Genomic DNA, 15,383 nt, shown 5'->3' on the forward strand with positions numbered 1-15,383 from the left:
TGAGGTTGAAAGGGAACCGGGTTGATCAGGGCGATATTGCGCTGCTCCGGCGGGCCGCGAATTGCCTGCCGCAGGCGCCGAAAGGTGACGGATCGGAATATTTGGTTACACTAGTCAAACACGCCAGCCCGGTGCAGGGCGTAAAATCTGTCCGTAACCATACCGATCGCCAGGATTTACCCTTGAAAAACGCTTTTGCCATTGTAACCTTGTCGGCCCTGCTGTCAGCATGTGCCACCGCCCCGCAACTGGCTACTCCCGTGACGACTCCCGCCGCCGATGCACCGCCTGCGGGTCAGCCGGCCGCCGCGCCCGCTGCTGCCGCCGCCGAGGCGCCTGCGGCCAGCGACGATACGCCGCCCGTGGTGCTGCCCAATGTGGAGCTGACCAGCGAGCTGGTGTTCCGGATTACCAAGGCCGAACTGGAATTCAAGCAGGGTAACTGGCAGGGGCCGTACATCACCATGCTGGCGCTGGCCCAGCAGACGCGCGACCCGCGGCTGGCGCAGCGCGCCACGGAAATGGCCATGACGGCCAAGCAGGGCCCGGAAGCGCTGTCGGCCATCCGCCTGTGGCGCGGACTGGCACCGGAATCGGACGAGGCTATCCAGCTGCAACTGGGTTTTCTGGTCAATAACCCCGATCTGCGCGAGGCGGAGCAGCTGTTCGCCCTGCGCCTCAGGCAGTTGCCAGTGAAAGCGCGTCCGCTGGCCATGTTCCAGATGCAGCAGCTGATGCTGCATCTGAAGGACAAGCAGGCTACCTTCGCACTGCTGGAGCGCGTGCTGGCGCCGTATGACGCCATGCTGGAGCCGCACCTGATACTGGCGCAGAGCGCTTTCGCCCTTAACGACGCAGCGCGCGCTGCGACGGAAGCGGAACGGGCGCTGGCCATCAAGGCCGATTCGGAACTGGCCGTGCTGACCAAGGCGCAGGTTTCCGGCAGTCTCGATAAAGCGCTGGCGGTGCTGTCGGATTTCCTGACCCAGCACCCGCATGCCAACGAAGTGCGCGCTGCCTATGCCCGCATACTGGTGGACGCCAAACAGATCGATGCGGCCCGCGAGCAGTTCCTCACCTTGCTCAAGGACCAGCCGGACAATCTGGCCACGCTGTACTCGCTGGGCGCCATGGCCATGCAGAGCAACGATCTGGCCGCTGCGGAAAAATACCTGTCGCGTTATGTGGAAGTGCTGGCGCAGCAGCCTAACGACGAGCGTGATCCGTCCAAGGTGCTGATCATACTGGCGCAGATAGCCGAACATCGTGGCGATCTGGCTGCCGCCTACAACTGGCTGGAGCAGATCGAAGGCGGCGATGAAAAGGAATATCTGGCAGCGCGCCTGAAAATGGCCCAGCTGACGGCACGGCAGGGCAAAGTGGACGAGGCCCGCGCCCAGCTGGCCGAACTCAAGCCTGCGGACCAGAATGATCAGGCTCAGGTGTTCCTGGTCGATGCGCAGTTGCTGCGCGATGCGGGCGATGTGCTGACTGCCTTCGTGGTGCTGGAAAATGCCAACCAGCGCTTCCCCGGCAATCCCGACCTGCTGTACGAGTTTGCCCTGCTGGCCGAAAAGCTGGGCAAAATGGATCTGATGGAAAAAACGCTGCGTCAGGTCATGATCGCCGCACCCGATAACCAGCAGGCCTACAACGCACTCGGTTACTCGCTGGCCGAGCGCAACGAGCGCCTGCCGGAAGCCTATAGTCTGATCGACAAGGCGCTGAAAATGGCGCCCGGCGACCCCTACATCATGGATAGCATGGGCTGGGTGCAATTCCGCATGGGCAATCTCGACGAAGCCGAGTCCATGCTGCGCCGTGCTTATGCCGTGCGCAATGATGCGGAAATTGCCGTCCACCTCGGTGAAGTGCTGTTCGTCAAAGGCGATCAGGCGGCGGCCAGAAAACTCTGGCAGGAAGCTCAGGGCAAAGACCCGCAGAACGATGTACTGAAAAGCACGCTGGCGCGCCTCAAGCAAAGCCTCTGATAAGTTTCTACATGATGACTACTCGCCCATTTTCGCGCCGCCGTGCGCTGCTGACTGCCCTGAGCCTGAGTTCCATCCTGGTGCTGGGCGGCTGCGCCACCACGGGTGGCGCGGTGCAATCTGCCGCGCCGGTAGCCCCTTACCGCGACACGCTGGCCCTGCAGGGCTCGATAGGGATTAACTACTTGCGCGACGGCAAGCGCGAATCGCTGACCGGCACCTTCCAGTGGCAGCAGACGCCGGCGGCCACGGATGTCACGCTGGTATCGCCCACGGGCCAGACCGTGGCGGTGCTGCATGTCACGCCGCAGCAGGCCAGCCTGCAGCAGAGCGGCCAGCCGCTGCGCACAGCCGCCGATCTCGACAGCCTGACTACGCAGACGCTGGGCTGGAGCCTGCCCGTCGCGGGCCTGCGCGACTGGCTGCAAGGCTATGCCACCGATGCACAGGGCCAGCGTTTCAGCGCTTCGCCGGCCCGTAACACGGTGGTCACGCGCGACGGCTGGAAAGTCGAGTACATGACGTGGCAGGATGAACAGGCGGCGGTAGCGCAGCCCAAACGTATAGAACTGACCCGCCTCGGCGCGGGGGAGGTGGAGGAACTGGCGATCCGCATCGCCCTCCGTCCTACCGTCGCAGAATAATTCACATGACAAGTTTGAAACATTGCCCGGCTCCGGCCAAACTTAATCTCTTCCTGCACGTCAATGGCCGCCGCGCCGATGGCTACCATCTGCTGCAGACCGTGTTCCAGATGGTGGACCATGGCGACCGCCTCGACTTCACCCTGCGCGACGACCAGCAGATTTTCCGCGTCACCGAACTGGCTGGCGTGCCGCAGGAACGCGACCTGATTATCCGCGCTGCCCGCCTGCTGCAGGCCGAAGTGCTGCGCCGTACGGGGCACTTGCCGCGCGGCGTGGATATTTCGGTGCATAAGATCTTGCCTATGGGCGGCGGGCTCGGTGGCGGTTCGTCCGATGCGGCCACCACGCTGATGGTGCTCAACCATCTGTGGCAGGCTGGCCTGAGCCGCGAGGAACTGATGGCGCTGGGCCTGCCGCTGGGGGCGGACATTCCTTTCTTTATCTTCGGCCAGACCGCCTTTGCCGAAGGCGTGGGCGAGGCACTGCAGCCGGTACAGGCGGCCGATTGCTGGTATGTGGTGATCGAACCGGGCGTCGAAGTGCCTACGGCTGCAATTTTTTCTTCAGAATATTTGACAAGGGATACTCCGCCCGTCATAATAGCGGACTTTTCCAGCCACCTCGCAAATCGGAACGGTTTAAGAGAGTTTGGAAAGAACGACTTACAGCAGGTAGCAGCGCAGTTATATCCGCCGGTAGCAGAAGCGGTAGCGTGGCTAGCAGCGTATGGCGATGCCAGGATGACTGGCTCTGGTGCATGTGTGTTCTGTGCGCTGGCCTCCGAAGCTGAAGCGGCGGCGGTACTCGAAAAAGTACCGGCAAAGTGGAAAGCGTGGAAAGCCCAGACGCTCCATCATCACCCGCTAGACGCGATGTTGTGAAGCGTAAAAAGATTTGGCTTAGCGTTAAAAAGGCTGTATAATATCGGCCTGTAACGACAAGCAGTCAGTTGCGTAGGGGAATCGCCAAGCTGGTTAAGGCACCGGATTTTGATTCCGGCATACCAAGGTTCGAATCCTTGTTCCCCTGCCATTCGTTTGTATCTGGAACCGTCGAGGCTGAAGCAGTCTCCGGCCGGATAAGGCAAAAGTGTCTCGCCTGGAGCGGGACATTCTACTTAGTACACATAGCGTCGGCAGCACTGCCGGCGGCTGTTCAAAAAATTCTTCGACTTTTCTCTGGGACTCCCAATGGCTTTCGAAAACCTGATGGTTTTTACCGGCAACGCTAATCCTGCATTGGCAGAAGGGGTCGTCAAAAATCTCGGCATCCCTCTCGGCAAGGCAAACGTTTCGAAATTCTCGGACGGCGAAGTGATGGTAGAGATTAACGAAAACGTCCGCGGTAAAGACGTCTTCGTGCTGCAATCGACCTGCGCCCCTACTAACGACAGCCTGATGGAACTGATCCTGATGGTCGATGCGCTGAAACGTGCATCCGCTGGTCGTATCACTGCTGCAATTCCTTATTTCGGCTATGCCCGTCAAGACCGTCGCCCCCGTTCGGCACGTGTGGCGATCTCGGCTAAAGTCGTCGCCAATATGCTGGAAGAAGCGGGCGTCGAGCGCGTCCTGATCATGGATCTGCACGCAGACCAGATTCAGGGCTTCTTCGATATCCCGGTAGATAACATCTACGCATCGCCAGTGCTGCTGGGCGACCTGCAGAAGAAAAACTACCAGGATCTGCTGGTGGTGTCGCCCGACGTGGGCGGTGTAGTGCGCGCACGTGCACTGGCCAAACGTCTGGGCTGCGATCTGGCCATCATCGACAAGCGTCGTCCTAAGGCCAACGTGTCCGAAGTGATGAACATCATCGGTGAAGTCGAAGGCCGTAACTGCGTGATCATGGACGACATGGTCGATACCGCCGGTACGCTGGTGAAAGCGGCAGAAGTGCTGAAAGAGCGCGGCGCCAAGAAAGTCATCGCGTATTGCACCCACCCTGTGCTGTCGGGCCCTGCGATCGAACGTATCACCACATCCTCGCTGGACGAGCTGGTTGTGACCGACACGATTCCCCTGTCCGAAGCTGCCAAGGCCTGCGACAAGATCCGTCAGCTGACCTGCGCACCGCTGCTGGCAGAGACCTTCAAACGTATCGTCAAGGGTGATTCCGTGATCTCCCTGTTCATCGACTAAGTTTGAGCGAGACGCGATGCCGCAGCCTGCGCTGCGGTGTTGATAAAAGTTTTACGCGGCGCACCGGCTTTTGCCGTTGCGCCGTTGTTGTTCCGGTTGCATGGGTCGCAAGACCCATATTCTGAAGCACCCTGGTCGCGGGGGCTTCCTAACACGGGGCGCGAGCCCTGTAATTTTTGGAGTATCACATGAAAGTTGTAGCATTCAAACGCGAATTGCAAGGTTCCGGAGCGAGCCGCCGCCTGCGCAATTCGGGCCAGACCCCAGGTATCGTTTACGGCGGTACCGAGCCAGCAATCACCATCTCGCTGGACCACAACGCCCTGTACCACGCGCTGAAAAAAGAAGCGTTCCACTCGTCGATCCTGGATCTGGAAATCGACGGCGTTTCCCAGCAAGTGCTGCTGCGTGACTTCCAAGTCCACGCATTCAAACAACTGGTTCTGCACGCTGACTTCCAGCGCGTAGACCAGAACAAGAAAATGCACACCAAAGTGGCTCTGCACTTCGTCAACGCTGACGTTTCGCCAGCTGTTAAGCTGCACGGCGCAACCATCAGCCACGTTGCTAACGAAATCGACGTATCGTGCCTGCCTAAAGACCTGCCAGAGTTCATCACCGTTGACCTGGCAAACATCGACGTTGGCCACTCGCTGCACGTAGGCGACCTGGTTCTGCCAGCTGGCGTGACCGCTGTAACCCACGGCGCCAACCTGACCATCGCTACCGCTTCGGTACCTGCTGGTCACGTATCGGCTGAAGCCGCTGCTGAAGAAAAGAAGTAATCACTGATGCCGCCCGCGGGCGGTAGCTAGTGCAGCCCCCGCTGGTCTGATCGCACTCTGGTGCGCACTGCCAGCGGGGGTTTTTTTATGCCCGACCCTATTTTTGCCGCGCTAAATTTTATGCCTATCCGTCTCATCGTTGGTCTCGGCAACCCCGGCGCCGAATACGAACAAACCCGCCACAATGCCGGCTTCTGGCTGGTGGATAATCTCGCCAACAGCCTGCCCGGCACCCGCTTGCAGCGCGAAACGCGTTATAACGCGCTGATGGCGCGCACTAGCGTGGCCGGTCAGGAAGTGTATCTGCTGGAACCGCAAACCTATATGAACCGCTCCGGCCAGTCGGTTGGTGCACTATGCCGCTTCTTCAAGATCACGCCCGATCAGGTGCTGGTAGTGCATGACGAACTCGATCTGATGCCCGGCATTGCGCGGCTCAAAAAAGGCGGTTCGGCCGGGGGGCACAACGGCCTGAAAGACATTACAGCGGCCCTCGGCACGCAGGACTACTGGCGGCTGCGCCTAGGCATCGGCCATCCGCGTACGCTGGGCCTGCAGCAGCCGGTGGCCGATTTCGTGCTGCACCGCCCGCGCCGCGAGGAGCAGGATCTGATCGAGCAGGCAATTGATAAATCGCTGCTGGTGATGAACCAGATCGTCGAAGGTAAATTCGAAGCAGCCACCATGAAGTTGCATACGGCCTGAGTGGGCGGTGGTATGCTGGCATTTTGATCACGCCAGCAAGGAAACCACCGATGAAATCTCTGCCGCTCGCTGCTCTGCTGTTTGCCATGGGGGCGCACAGCGCCCACGCCCTCGATGCCACTGCCGTGGCCTCGCAGGTCAATGCCATGTATCCGCAACTCGATGCGATCTACAAGGATCTGCACGCGCACCCGGAAATCGCGTTTCAGGAACAGCGCACGGCAGCCAAACTGGCGGCAGAAATGCGCAGCCTCGGTTTCGAGGTGACGGAAAAAGTCGGCAAGACCGGCGTGGTGGCGATATTCCGCAACGGCCCCGGCCCGCTGGTGCTGGTGCGTACCGAAATGGACGGCTTGCCGATGGAAGAGAAATCCGGCTTCCCGTTTTCCAGCAAGGCCCACGCCCTGCTCGATGGCAAAGACACCATGGTGGCGCATAGCTGCGGCCACGATGTGCACATGACGGCATGGCTGGGTGCAGCGCGCACGCTGGTGGCCATGAAATCGCAGTGGAAGGGAACGCTGATGTTCATCGGCCAGCCGGCCGAGGAAATCGTCAGCGGTGCCAAGGCCATGCTCGATGATGGCCTGTTCCGCCGCTTCGGCAAACCCGATTACGCCTTTGCCCTGCATAGCTGGCCGCACGCTTACGGCACTATCGGCTATAACAGCGGCCCCGTATCGTCCAATTCCGACGCCATCGAAATCACCTTCAAAGGACGCGGCGGCCACGGCTCGGCACCGGACAAGGCGCTCGACCCAGTCACCATCGCGGCCCGTTTCGTGGTCGATGTGCAGACTGTGGTGAGCCGCGAAAAAGATCCCAAGGAATTCGGCGTGGTGACGATAGGCGCCATCAACGGCGGCACGGTGGGCAACATCATTCCCGATTCCGTGCGCGTGCGTGGCACCATCCGTTCCTACAGCCCGGAAGTACGGGCCAAGCTGCTGGCCGGTGTGCGCCGCATTGCCAACGCATCGGCGGCGATGGCCGATGCGCCGGCGCCGGATGTGGAACTGATCGCTGGCGGCGCTGCCATCGATAACAGCGCAGCGCTGGTGGCGCGTACTGCGCCTGTGTTCGAGCAGGCTTTCGGCGCCGCCAATGTGGTGCGCCGTCCGGCCATGACGGCCAGCGAAGACTTCTCCGAATTCGTCAATCAGGGCGTGCCCGGCATGTTCTTCTTCACCGGCGTGTACGATGCGGCCGCCGTGGCGGAATCCGAAAAGCCGGGCGGCAAACCGCTGGCCTTCAACCATTCGCCTTACTATGCGCCGGTACCGGAACCTTCGATCAAGACCGCCGCACAGGCGATGGTGTTGGCGGTCATGAACGTGATGCAGTGAGGGGCAGACTAGCCGCTGGAGCCAGCGGCTAGCCGTTTAGCGCGTGGCCGCGATCCAGCGGTTGACGCGCGCTTCCAGTATCGGCAGCGGCAGGGTGCCGTCGCCTATCACCACCGCGTGGAACTGCGGGAAACTGAATTTGTCGCCCAGTGCATCCTGCGCGCGCTTGCGCAGTTCCTGAATTTTCAGCGCACCGATCTTGTAGCTGAGCGCTTGCGCCGGCCAGACCATATAGCGCTCGATCTGGTTTTTGGCGCGGGCTTCCGGCCAGCCCAGTGTGTCCACCAGATAGGCGATGGCCTGTTCGCGGCTCCAGCCTTGGGCGTGCATGCCGGTATCCACCACCAGACGTGCGGCGCGCAGCATTTCCGCATTCAGGTGGCCGAAGTAGGCTACCGGATCTTCGTACAGGCCCATTTCGCGGCCCAGCGTTTCCGAATACAGGGCCCAGCCTTCCGTGTAGGCAGCGCTGTTCTGGTTCTCCGTGCTGAATTTGCGGAAGTCGGGCAGATCGAGTTCTTTCAGCAGGGCCGCATGCAGGTGGTGGCCCGGCACGCCTTCATGCAGGAACAGGCTGACCATATCCACCCGGCTGTACTGCTTGGGATCATTCACCACGGGCCAGAATACGCCCGGATGGGAACCGTCGCCAGCGGGCGGCGTGTAGTGGTCGGATGCGGTAGCACGGGTCAGCTCGGGTTCCAGATGCAGTTCCAGCTGGGCTTTCGGAATCAGACTGAAATAGGTGGGCAGTTTTTCCTGCACCTGCGCGTAGATTTTGCGGTAGGCATCCAGCACCTGTTCGTCGTTGCTGAAGATGCGGTACTGATCCTGTTTGGCCACCCATTGCGGCAGCAGCTTGGCCGGTCCGGTGTAGCCCAGCTTGGGCGCTACTTCCGCTATCTGCTGCTGGATGCGTGCCACTTCTTTCAGGCCCAGCGCGTGGATGGTTTCAGCAGACAGGGGCAGGTTGGTGCTGTCCTTGATGCGGGCCGCATACCATGCCGCGCCGTTCGGCAGTGCACTCCAGCCGGTGCTGGCACGGCTGGCCGGCAGGTAGTCGGTTTCGAGGAATTGCACGAGGCGGTTGAGGGCCGGTGCGATGCCTTTTTCTACGCTGCTGTGGAAGGCGGCGCTCAGCTGCTTCTGCTCGGCGGCGCTAAAGCTGGCGGGGAAATGTTTGACGGGGCTGTAGTAGATACTGGCTTCAGTGCTGCTGGCACGCAGCGCGCGCATCTGCGGCAGCAGGGCTTGCGTGATGGCGGCTGGCTGCACCACACCGCTACGGATGCCTGCGCGCATATTGACGATGGCCTGGTCTATCCAGCCCGGCAGCTGGTTCAGGCGGCTCAGATAGGCGCGGTACTGCGCTACCGTGTTGAGCGGCTGCGAGCCGTTACCGTCGGCGTAGTTGGCCAGCGTGCTAGGGACGTTATCGAAGTGATTGAGCGGCAGCAGGTGCTCGGGGAAGGATTCGAGCTGCATGGCGTTATTCAGCTCATAGGTCAGCAGCTCGAAAGTCAGCTGGTCTTGCGCATTGAGCCCGTTGCGCTTGAGTGCCATCAGCTGCTTCTGCATGGCGCGGTACAGATTGAACTGCTGGGCGCGTACCTTGGGCGAAATCGCCAGACCTAATTGATCGTCGTAGCGGCTGTCGCCGTTGGCGGTGGCAAACAGCAGCGGATCGAAGCGGCAGCGCGCGCGGTGGAAGTCGGCGGCGATGCGCGCCAGCTGCTGCTGGGCGTTGCCGGCTTGGACGCTGTCGCTATGTTTGCTGCGCGGCGCGGCACTGGCGGGCAGGGTGGCGCAAGTGCCCAGCAGGGCGGCGGCGAGCAGGGTGGCGGTAAGGGCGGAACGGGGACGGCGGACGATCGGCATACGGTTTCCTCGGCAGTGATGACTAGCGCGGGCAGTCTAGCATTTCTGCTGCCGTATGCAACAGGGGGCGCAGCCGCTGCGCCCCCCGTATTGGCCCGCCTGCGCCAGCTCAGGCCTGCTGGCTGTTACGGCGCCGTGCCAGTCCGCCAGCGATGCCCAGACCGGCCAGCAGCATGGCGTAGCTGGCAGGTTCCGGTACCGCTTGCGCCAGCCCTTCCATGGCGTAGATATCGGCCGAACTGGCGCGGTAACCGGGCTGGTTCAGTATGTTCTGGTTGAGGTTCCAGCCCATGGCATCAAAGGCAGCCAGATCGTTCTGGGTCACCGCGCCTTCCGCGCAGGCGGCAAAGGTGGGGTCCATGATGCCCACCGAGCGGGTACTGAGGAAGCACAGGCCGCCCAGATCGGGGATGTCGATGTTATCGCGCCAGTGCGAAGCCTGATGGCCGTCGCCATTGTAGGCGCCGGTGGAGAACAGGGCAGCTTCCTGCTGCGCCGGCGACTGGTTGAAGATGCTGGCGCCGCCGTCGATGGAAAAGAAGGCAGTCTTGTTGGCGCCCCAGTTCAGATAGCGCGTGCCGTGATCGACCGCGGCGCCATAGCGGAACAGGTCCAGCGTGCTGCCGATGGCGAAGTCGTCGATGTTAGTCGAGCCGAAAGCGCCGGCATTGAAGGCAGGCGCCAGCGGACCGTTGCCGCCGACGATATCGAACACGTCGGCTCCGCTGACAAAGCCCAGTGCGTGGCCCAGTTCATGCACGGCTACGGCGGTAAAGTCGTATTTGCCCGGGCCTATGCCGTCGGCCGGGTTGTAGTCGAAGGCGAAATCGGAACTGAAGGTAATCTGCGCATCGGTCTGGCGGCTGGCATAGCTGCCGCTGTAGTCGGCATGCATGCCCATGGCCTTGAGCACGGCGCTATTCACGTCGAGGTAGTGGTTGATGGTGTTGTTGCCGCTGGAGATGCGGCTGGGCGCGTTGGGATCAACGCCGGATTTGCTGGCCGGATCGATGTAGGCATTGACCCGCATGCTGAGGTCAGTGCCGTTGGCCAGTGGCGCCAGATGGCTCACAGCTACGCTGTCCAGACTGCTGCTGCCCGTGCTTTGCAGGCCGTGATAGATGTCCGCCACGGTCACTACATTGGAATTGCTGCTGGTGCTGCCGAGCACATTGCTGCCCAGTGCGGCGAAGTCGATGTCGATGCGGATGGTGGCGTTGTTGCTCAGGGTTTTGTTCCAGTAGTTGGCGGCTTTCTGGAAGGCATACAGGGCTTGCGGAGAATTGCTGAAGCTATGGTGGCTGTCGATCAGGATGATATTGGCCGCGCGGGCAGGCGCGGCCGGCATGGCGAGGGCAGCTAGCAGCAGGGTGCAGGGGAGCAAATAGGTTGGCATGGCGAGATCTCCTGGTTGAAGTGGCGCAGAGCAGGGACTGCAGGTGCCGGAGCGGACACCGCTGGACACGGCTGTGTCCGTAAGGAGATGTTAGTGCCCGCTGAAATTATCGTTTTATCAACAATCAATACAAAGAAGGGCTGCATGCTTTTGGAGAAGGGCCGCGCGGAAGGGTACAATAGCGGGATTCTCGGACAAGACTCGCGCCAGATTCAGCGCCCGCGCTGGAATGGACGGGTTTTTGTTGTCATTTACAGTAGTGACGGTGGTTGCAACAGAGTCATGCATGGCATGTGATGCCACGATCTGAATCCGCCTAACTCGTTGAACTTTAAGGATTATTCATGAGTCTCAAATGCGGTATCGTGGGTCTGCCCAACGTCGGTAAATCTACCCTGTTCAATGCCCTGACCAAGGCTGGCATTCCTGCCGAAAACTATCCCTTCTGCACGATTGACTGAAATCCCCTTTCAGATCAATGGTTTGCTGATTCCTGCCGCGAAACTTTCACAAAATTCGCACAAAAAACGCTCGAGTTTTTTCTACCCAATGGTGCGATCGGGCGCGTTCCTGATTTGCATCGAGAGCATTCATTATCTACTAAAAACAGATTTCTGTTCTGCAGCTAGATTAGTATTCATAGCCCATACTTCTGCTTGCGATTTTTAAATGCGGGCTCAGTGCCTTCAAGAATCTCCAAAACCCTAGCTTTGATAGAAGGTGACTCAATACCACCCGATATGTAGTTGAACCTATTCTCCACCTTGTCACATGTGGCGCAGATGATTTGTTCGGCATCGCACACCACTGCAAGGTTGGGGTTGTGTGTCACCATGATAACTTGGCGGCGTTGTTTGGCCGCCTTGATGCATTTGACGAGCACTTTAAATATGGTTTGGTTGTCGAGATTCTCTTCAGGTTGGTCAATGATGATGGGAATGTCATCCTTGTCCACCAGCAGGTAGAAGACAAGTAATAGCAGTCCACGCTCGCCGGGTGAGAGCTGGCTGATCTCCTGTTTGTCAAAGGTCAGCGAATACCTAGGGGTTAGGTAGCTCATGCCGAACAGATAGTCTAAGATGTCTTGCGGCTCGCCGCCACGGCGAAGCTGATCGGCGAATTTGACTTCACGGCCGCCGCCCAAATCTCGGCGGTCAAAGTGCAGCATGTCGTCGATCGTTTCGAGGAATTTGACCGTGGAGTCTACATCCCCGAAATTAGCTTCCTGCAATAGCCCGCGAGTGAGCTGGTTGCTTTCGTCCACGCCGGAGAAGCTACCGCGGGATTGGCGGTTGATCTTTGCAAGGAATTGTTCTTGGAAATTAGTCTCTTCGATGCGCACGTCAAAATCTAGGGGCAGGTGCATATCCATCTGGGCTGCGGACTTAACGAACTCCTGCACGGGCTCATATAGCCGGCGATATTCCTCGACTGTCTTTACTATCTGTTCATGGGCCCGTTTGGCAAGCTCCTGTCGTTTTGTCTTCAACTCCGAAAGTTTTTCGGGCAGGGACGCGAGTGACTCGATTTCTGATTTGAACCACACGATCGAATGGGCTTTGTCCTTGTCGCCCACCAGATCTTCCTTGGCGCGCTCCCATCTTGCGACCTGCTCTTTATAGATGATGAAAAGACGCTGCTTCTCGTCGAGCTTGCCTTTTATCTCCGACAAGTCTGTCTCGGCGACTTCGCGTCGCTTGCTGAGTCCCGTTGGCTCTTGGTCGACGAGGGCGGCATCAACAGTCGAGATTATGTCTTGTGCTGCTTTACTGACAGCCTCGATCTTCTTTGTGTCAATCTTCAAATCCACGAGGTCAGCCACCTTCAAATTTTCGTCGACTTCCGCCAACATTTTGGCCAACTCTGCGGCAAATTGATCGTGAAGTTTCTTGTGATTGCCAATGGCTTGGGATATTCGACTCAGGATGGCTTGTCGCTTAGCCTGCACTGCCTTCACGTCGCGGAGTTGTTTCTCCTCTTCACGTAGCTTCTTGAGTTCATTCTCCAGGGTCTCTATTTTTTCTGTCGCTGCTTTGGACTCTTCCTTGGCTGCGTCCGAAGTTGTCGGGTCATCGATTTGGGCTGGCTTTGCACTGTCGAGAGCCGTCAGTTCGGCGATCTTAGCGTCGAGCTGTTCTTGGAGAGACTGCTTAAAATCATGGCTGAGCCGCTTTTCAGTCTGTAGGATATCGGCGTTCGTTTTCGATATTTCTTTAACCAATTGCTCGCGCGCGCTTTCAATTTCGGCCACTTTGAAGTTGAGCAGATCATCCATCGAGTTGTAGTCAAGGCGGTCCTCTTCCGGGACATGTGTGTAGATGATTTTGCGAAGTTCGGTGTCGAAGGTTGACGAACCACCCTCGCCAAGCTCGTTGCAGAGGGTTTCCAAATAGCTCTGCGGAAGATACTTGACCCGCTCGACGCTGGTATCGGTCGGGTCTTGGTCGAGCTGTCGCTCCGAGTCGGTGCCATCGTGCCAGCCTAGGGCCCCAACGAAATGGGGGGCCAACTTATTTCGAGGATTTCGGAAGCGCCGTTCATTCAAGAACGAGAAGCTCTTAAAATTCTTGGTATCGCCAGCCAGCGCAGCGATGTCGGCCATAGCGCTCTTCCCACTGCCCTTGTTGCCGATGATCGCAACCAAATCGTGGCTCAATGGAAGCTCGACATCAAACCATGTGTCAGCCAAATTTGAGCCAGGTTTGCGGTTGATACGAATCTTTGATGCGTATTTTGTGCGATTGCCATTGACTAGCAACCGTTTGGGTGGTGTGTCGCCGACAAACACTCGATCCTCGAATTCAGTGATAGCCTGCAAGAGGCCGGCAAAGGTGGCATCTTCTGCATGGCAAACATTGTCCAACCTCTTTGACTATGCAGTAGACGGCTTTGAGCCACCAGATCAGGATGTGGTAAACACCGTCCTCGATGGCGCTGAGATCTTGTCACTTCTCACGACTAAGAATTATGAGCCCGCTTCAATCTGGCATCGAATTGTCAGACTCGGCGATGGTAGGCATGCAATCGATGAGGGAATGGAGATCGAACTAGAAAAGCTTGCATTACTCGCAAACGTTGATGAGCGCACCGTTCGGAATGCTATTAGCAACAATATCCTGCAAGCGCGAAAAATTGACGGAACCGTCTTTATCGAAAATGCATCCGCGCTGCAATGGTTGCAAGGACGTCGAGGCTATCAGCCAACTAGGCGGATAGCCGAAACCGTGCAAACACTTGCTAGCATCCAAACCGCAGATGAACTAGGAGCCTTTTTGCGTGAGCGTAGGTTGATGCTTGAACAAAATGGCGCCGGCCTTCATACAATTAGTGCGAAAAACAAACGTCAGCGCGATGAGTTCGAGAACGGACGGTTCTACCTGAATATCACCTTGATTTCTCCGCTGGCAAAATACTATCAGCTCGACATCGGTGAATTTTTTGCTTGTATCTTGAGAGTTCAGTATGAAGATGAACTCACTGCACTTAAGCAAGCACTTCAAAAAAGATAGTAAAGCGGCTTGATAACTATCAGTTGACGGGTTCATTCTTCGACACTCCTACAAATCGAGTGCCATTTGAATTTTTAAAAATGGGGAATTGCCCCGCCTCCTAGAGACGCTTGTAAATCAAGAAATCGAGAAAAATGTTGGGGCAATACAATTTATGAATAATGCATCTAAAAAAATTCATCGTAGGTGGAAGAGCCAAACGCAACGCAAGGTGATCTGGACCACCTCGGTGAAGGTGGAATTATGAATGCTTACGTTAGCGCTGAGATCGCGAAACTCGCAAAACCAACATGCTTTGCCAATCGTGATTCCCACAACTATGTCTCGCCTAAATGTAAAGCTTGTAGCGTCGTTGCCGGCTGCGCAAGCGAAATTGAAATGGATAATCTCTTGGCGGACTTGCCAGACGATGCCGAGGATAGTCGGTCGAAGGTTTCCTCGGGCTCTCAAGTCCAGGTTCAAGAGCGCACGACTTATGAAGATCGCGTCGCGCTTACGACCACTCCCAGTGCGGCACCAATGGCCGAAGTAGCTTCTACCATGACGGCATCGTATGTATTTCCGGAACCGGATAGTCGCCGCTATATCACTTTCACCAATGGCGCACTTGTAGATGAGCTTAATGCGCTAATTCGGCGAGGTAAGCTGACCACGTCGAGCATGCATTACGAAGCTGTGCGAGATGAGATCTGCGCTATCCATATAGAAATGAACCTCCGCCAACGGCATGCTCCACGGTTCCGGGCGCAGCCGCCCTTGCCCCAAAAAGCCAAAAGTATTGCAGAACAAAACCTGGCGCTAGATCGCCAAGTAATTGATCTTCATTGGCGGGCAAATTCGAGTAACAAGCCGATGGTCTCGGTTAGTAAATTCGAGGGCATCTTTGACAGCGAGGCGTTCAACTTTAAGCTGGCGAGTAATTTTGCGCAACTGGACTGGCGGCAGCAAACCAAAGTAATCCACTTGCGCTTGACCGAGGAAATGC

At 58.0% G+C, this 15,383-nt stretch carries 12 protein-coding genes, 1 tRNA gene and 1 pseudogene; 11 read left to right on the plus strand and 3 right to left on the minus strand.

Annotated elements, in window-relative coordinates; all coding sequences use genetic code 11:
- Positions 1–182 precede the first annotated feature (182 nt).
- From GTP27_RS20220 to GTP27_RS20255, 8 genes are all read left to right on the plus strand, one after another.
- A complete protein-coding gene (locus tag GTP27_RS20220; protein WP_161040917.1) occupies positions 183–1,991 on the plus strand; it encodes a tetratricopeptide repeat protein in 1,809 nt (602 codons plus the stop codon).
- An 11-nt stretch (positions 1,992–2,002) separates the two neighbouring features.
- Complete coding sequence (lolB, locus tag GTP27_RS20225) at positions 2,003–2,635, plus strand: lipoprotein insertase outer membrane protein LolB (RefSeq protein WP_308495303.1); 633 nt, start codon at positions 2,003–2,005, stop codon at positions 2,633–2,635.
- A gap of 5 nt (positions 2,636–2,640) precedes the next feature.
- Positions 2,641–3,519 (plus strand): 4-(cytidine 5'-diphospho)-2-C-methyl-D-erythritol kinase, encoded by an 879-nt coding sequence (gene ispE, locus GTP27_RS20230; protein ID WP_161040918.1) that lies wholly within the window; start codon positions 2,641–2,643, stop codon positions 3,517–3,519.
- 74 nt (positions 3,520–3,593) lie between these two features.
- Positions 3,594–3,670, plus strand: a tRNA-Gln gene (locus GTP27_RS20235).
- A gap of 158 nt (positions 3,671–3,828) precedes the next feature.
- Positions 3,829–4,779, plus strand: coding sequence for a ribose-phosphate pyrophosphokinase (locus GTP27_RS20240; protein ID WP_155436342.1), 951 nt, complete (start codon positions 3,829–3,831; stop codon positions 4,777–4,779).
- A gap of 188 nt (positions 4,780–4,967) precedes the next feature.
- A complete protein-coding gene (locus GTP27_RS20245) occupies positions 4,968–5,564 on the plus strand; it encodes a 50S ribosomal protein L25/general stress protein Ctc (protein WP_161040919.1) in 597 nt (198 codons plus the stop codon).
- Positions 5,565–5,684: 120 nt separating this feature from the next.
- Complete coding sequence (pth, locus tag GTP27_RS20250; RefSeq protein ID WP_155436340.1) at positions 5,685–6,269, plus strand: aminoacyl-tRNA hydrolase; 585 nt, start codon at positions 5,685–5,687, stop codon at positions 6,267–6,269.
- 50 nt (positions 6,270–6,319) lie between these two features.
- Positions 6,320–7,615, plus strand: coding sequence for an amidohydrolase (locus GTP27_RS20255; protein ID WP_161040920.1), 1,296 nt, complete (start codon positions 6,320–6,322; stop codon positions 7,613–7,615).
- A 36-nt stretch (positions 7,616–7,651) separates the two neighbouring features.
- Here the strand turns inward: GTP27_RS20255 and GTP27_RS20260 are convergent, their stop codons facing one another.
- Together GTP27_RS20260 and GTP27_RS23880 are read right to left on the minus strand one after the other, a co-directional pair.
- Positions 7,652–9,493 carry a DUF885 domain-containing protein gene (locus GTP27_RS20260; RefSeq protein ID WP_161040921.1) on the minus strand — a complete coding sequence of 614 codons (1,842 nt, stop codon included), beginning with the start codon at positions 9,491–9,493 and terminating at the stop codon, positions 7,652–7,654.
- Positions 9,494–9,602: 109 nt separating this feature from the next.
- Complete coding sequence (locus GTP27_RS23880; protein ID WP_229634254.1) at positions 9,603–10,889, minus strand: NF038122 family metalloprotease; 1,287 nt, start codon at positions 10,887–10,889, stop codon at positions 9,603–9,605.
- A gap of 344 nt (positions 10,890–11,233) precedes the next feature.
- On the opposite strand from GTP27_RS23880, the pseudogene GTP27_RS20270 reads away from it, so the two are divergent.
- Positions 11,234–11,347: pseudogene (locus tag GTP27_RS20270) on the plus strand (GTPase); the annotation flags it as partial.
- A 179-nt stretch (positions 11,348–11,526) separates the two neighbouring features.
- On the opposite strand, the gene GTP27_RS20275 reads toward GTP27_RS20270, so the two are convergent.
- Positions 11,527–13,752, minus strand: coding sequence for a TrlF family AAA-like ATPase (locus GTP27_RS20275; RefSeq protein ID WP_161040922.1), 2,226 nt, complete (start codon positions 13,750–13,752; stop codon positions 11,527–11,529).
- Here GTP27_RS20275 and GTP27_RS20280 point away from each other — a divergent pair.
- Both GTP27_RS20280 and GTP27_RS20285 read left to right on the plus strand, forming a co-directional pair.
- On the plus strand, positions 13,745–14,398 hold the full coding sequence (locus GTP27_RS20280; RefSeq protein WP_161040923.1) for a hypothetical protein: 654 nt from the start codon (positions 13,745–13,747) through the stop codon (positions 14,396–14,398). The two genes, GTP27_RS20275 and GTP27_RS20280, sit on opposite strands and share 8 nt — an antisense overlap.
- Before the next feature lie 243 nt (positions 14,399–14,641).
- A partial coding sequence (locus GTP27_RS20285; protein ID WP_202416966.1) for a hypothetical protein occupies positions 14,642–15,383 on the plus strand: 742 nt, incomplete at its 3' end.

It is taken from the genome of Duganella qianjiadongensis (assembly GCF_009857915.1).
Lineage (GTDB): Bacteria > Pseudomonadota > Gammaproteobacteria > Burkholderiales > Burkholderiaceae_D > Rugamonas > Rugamonas qianjiadongensis.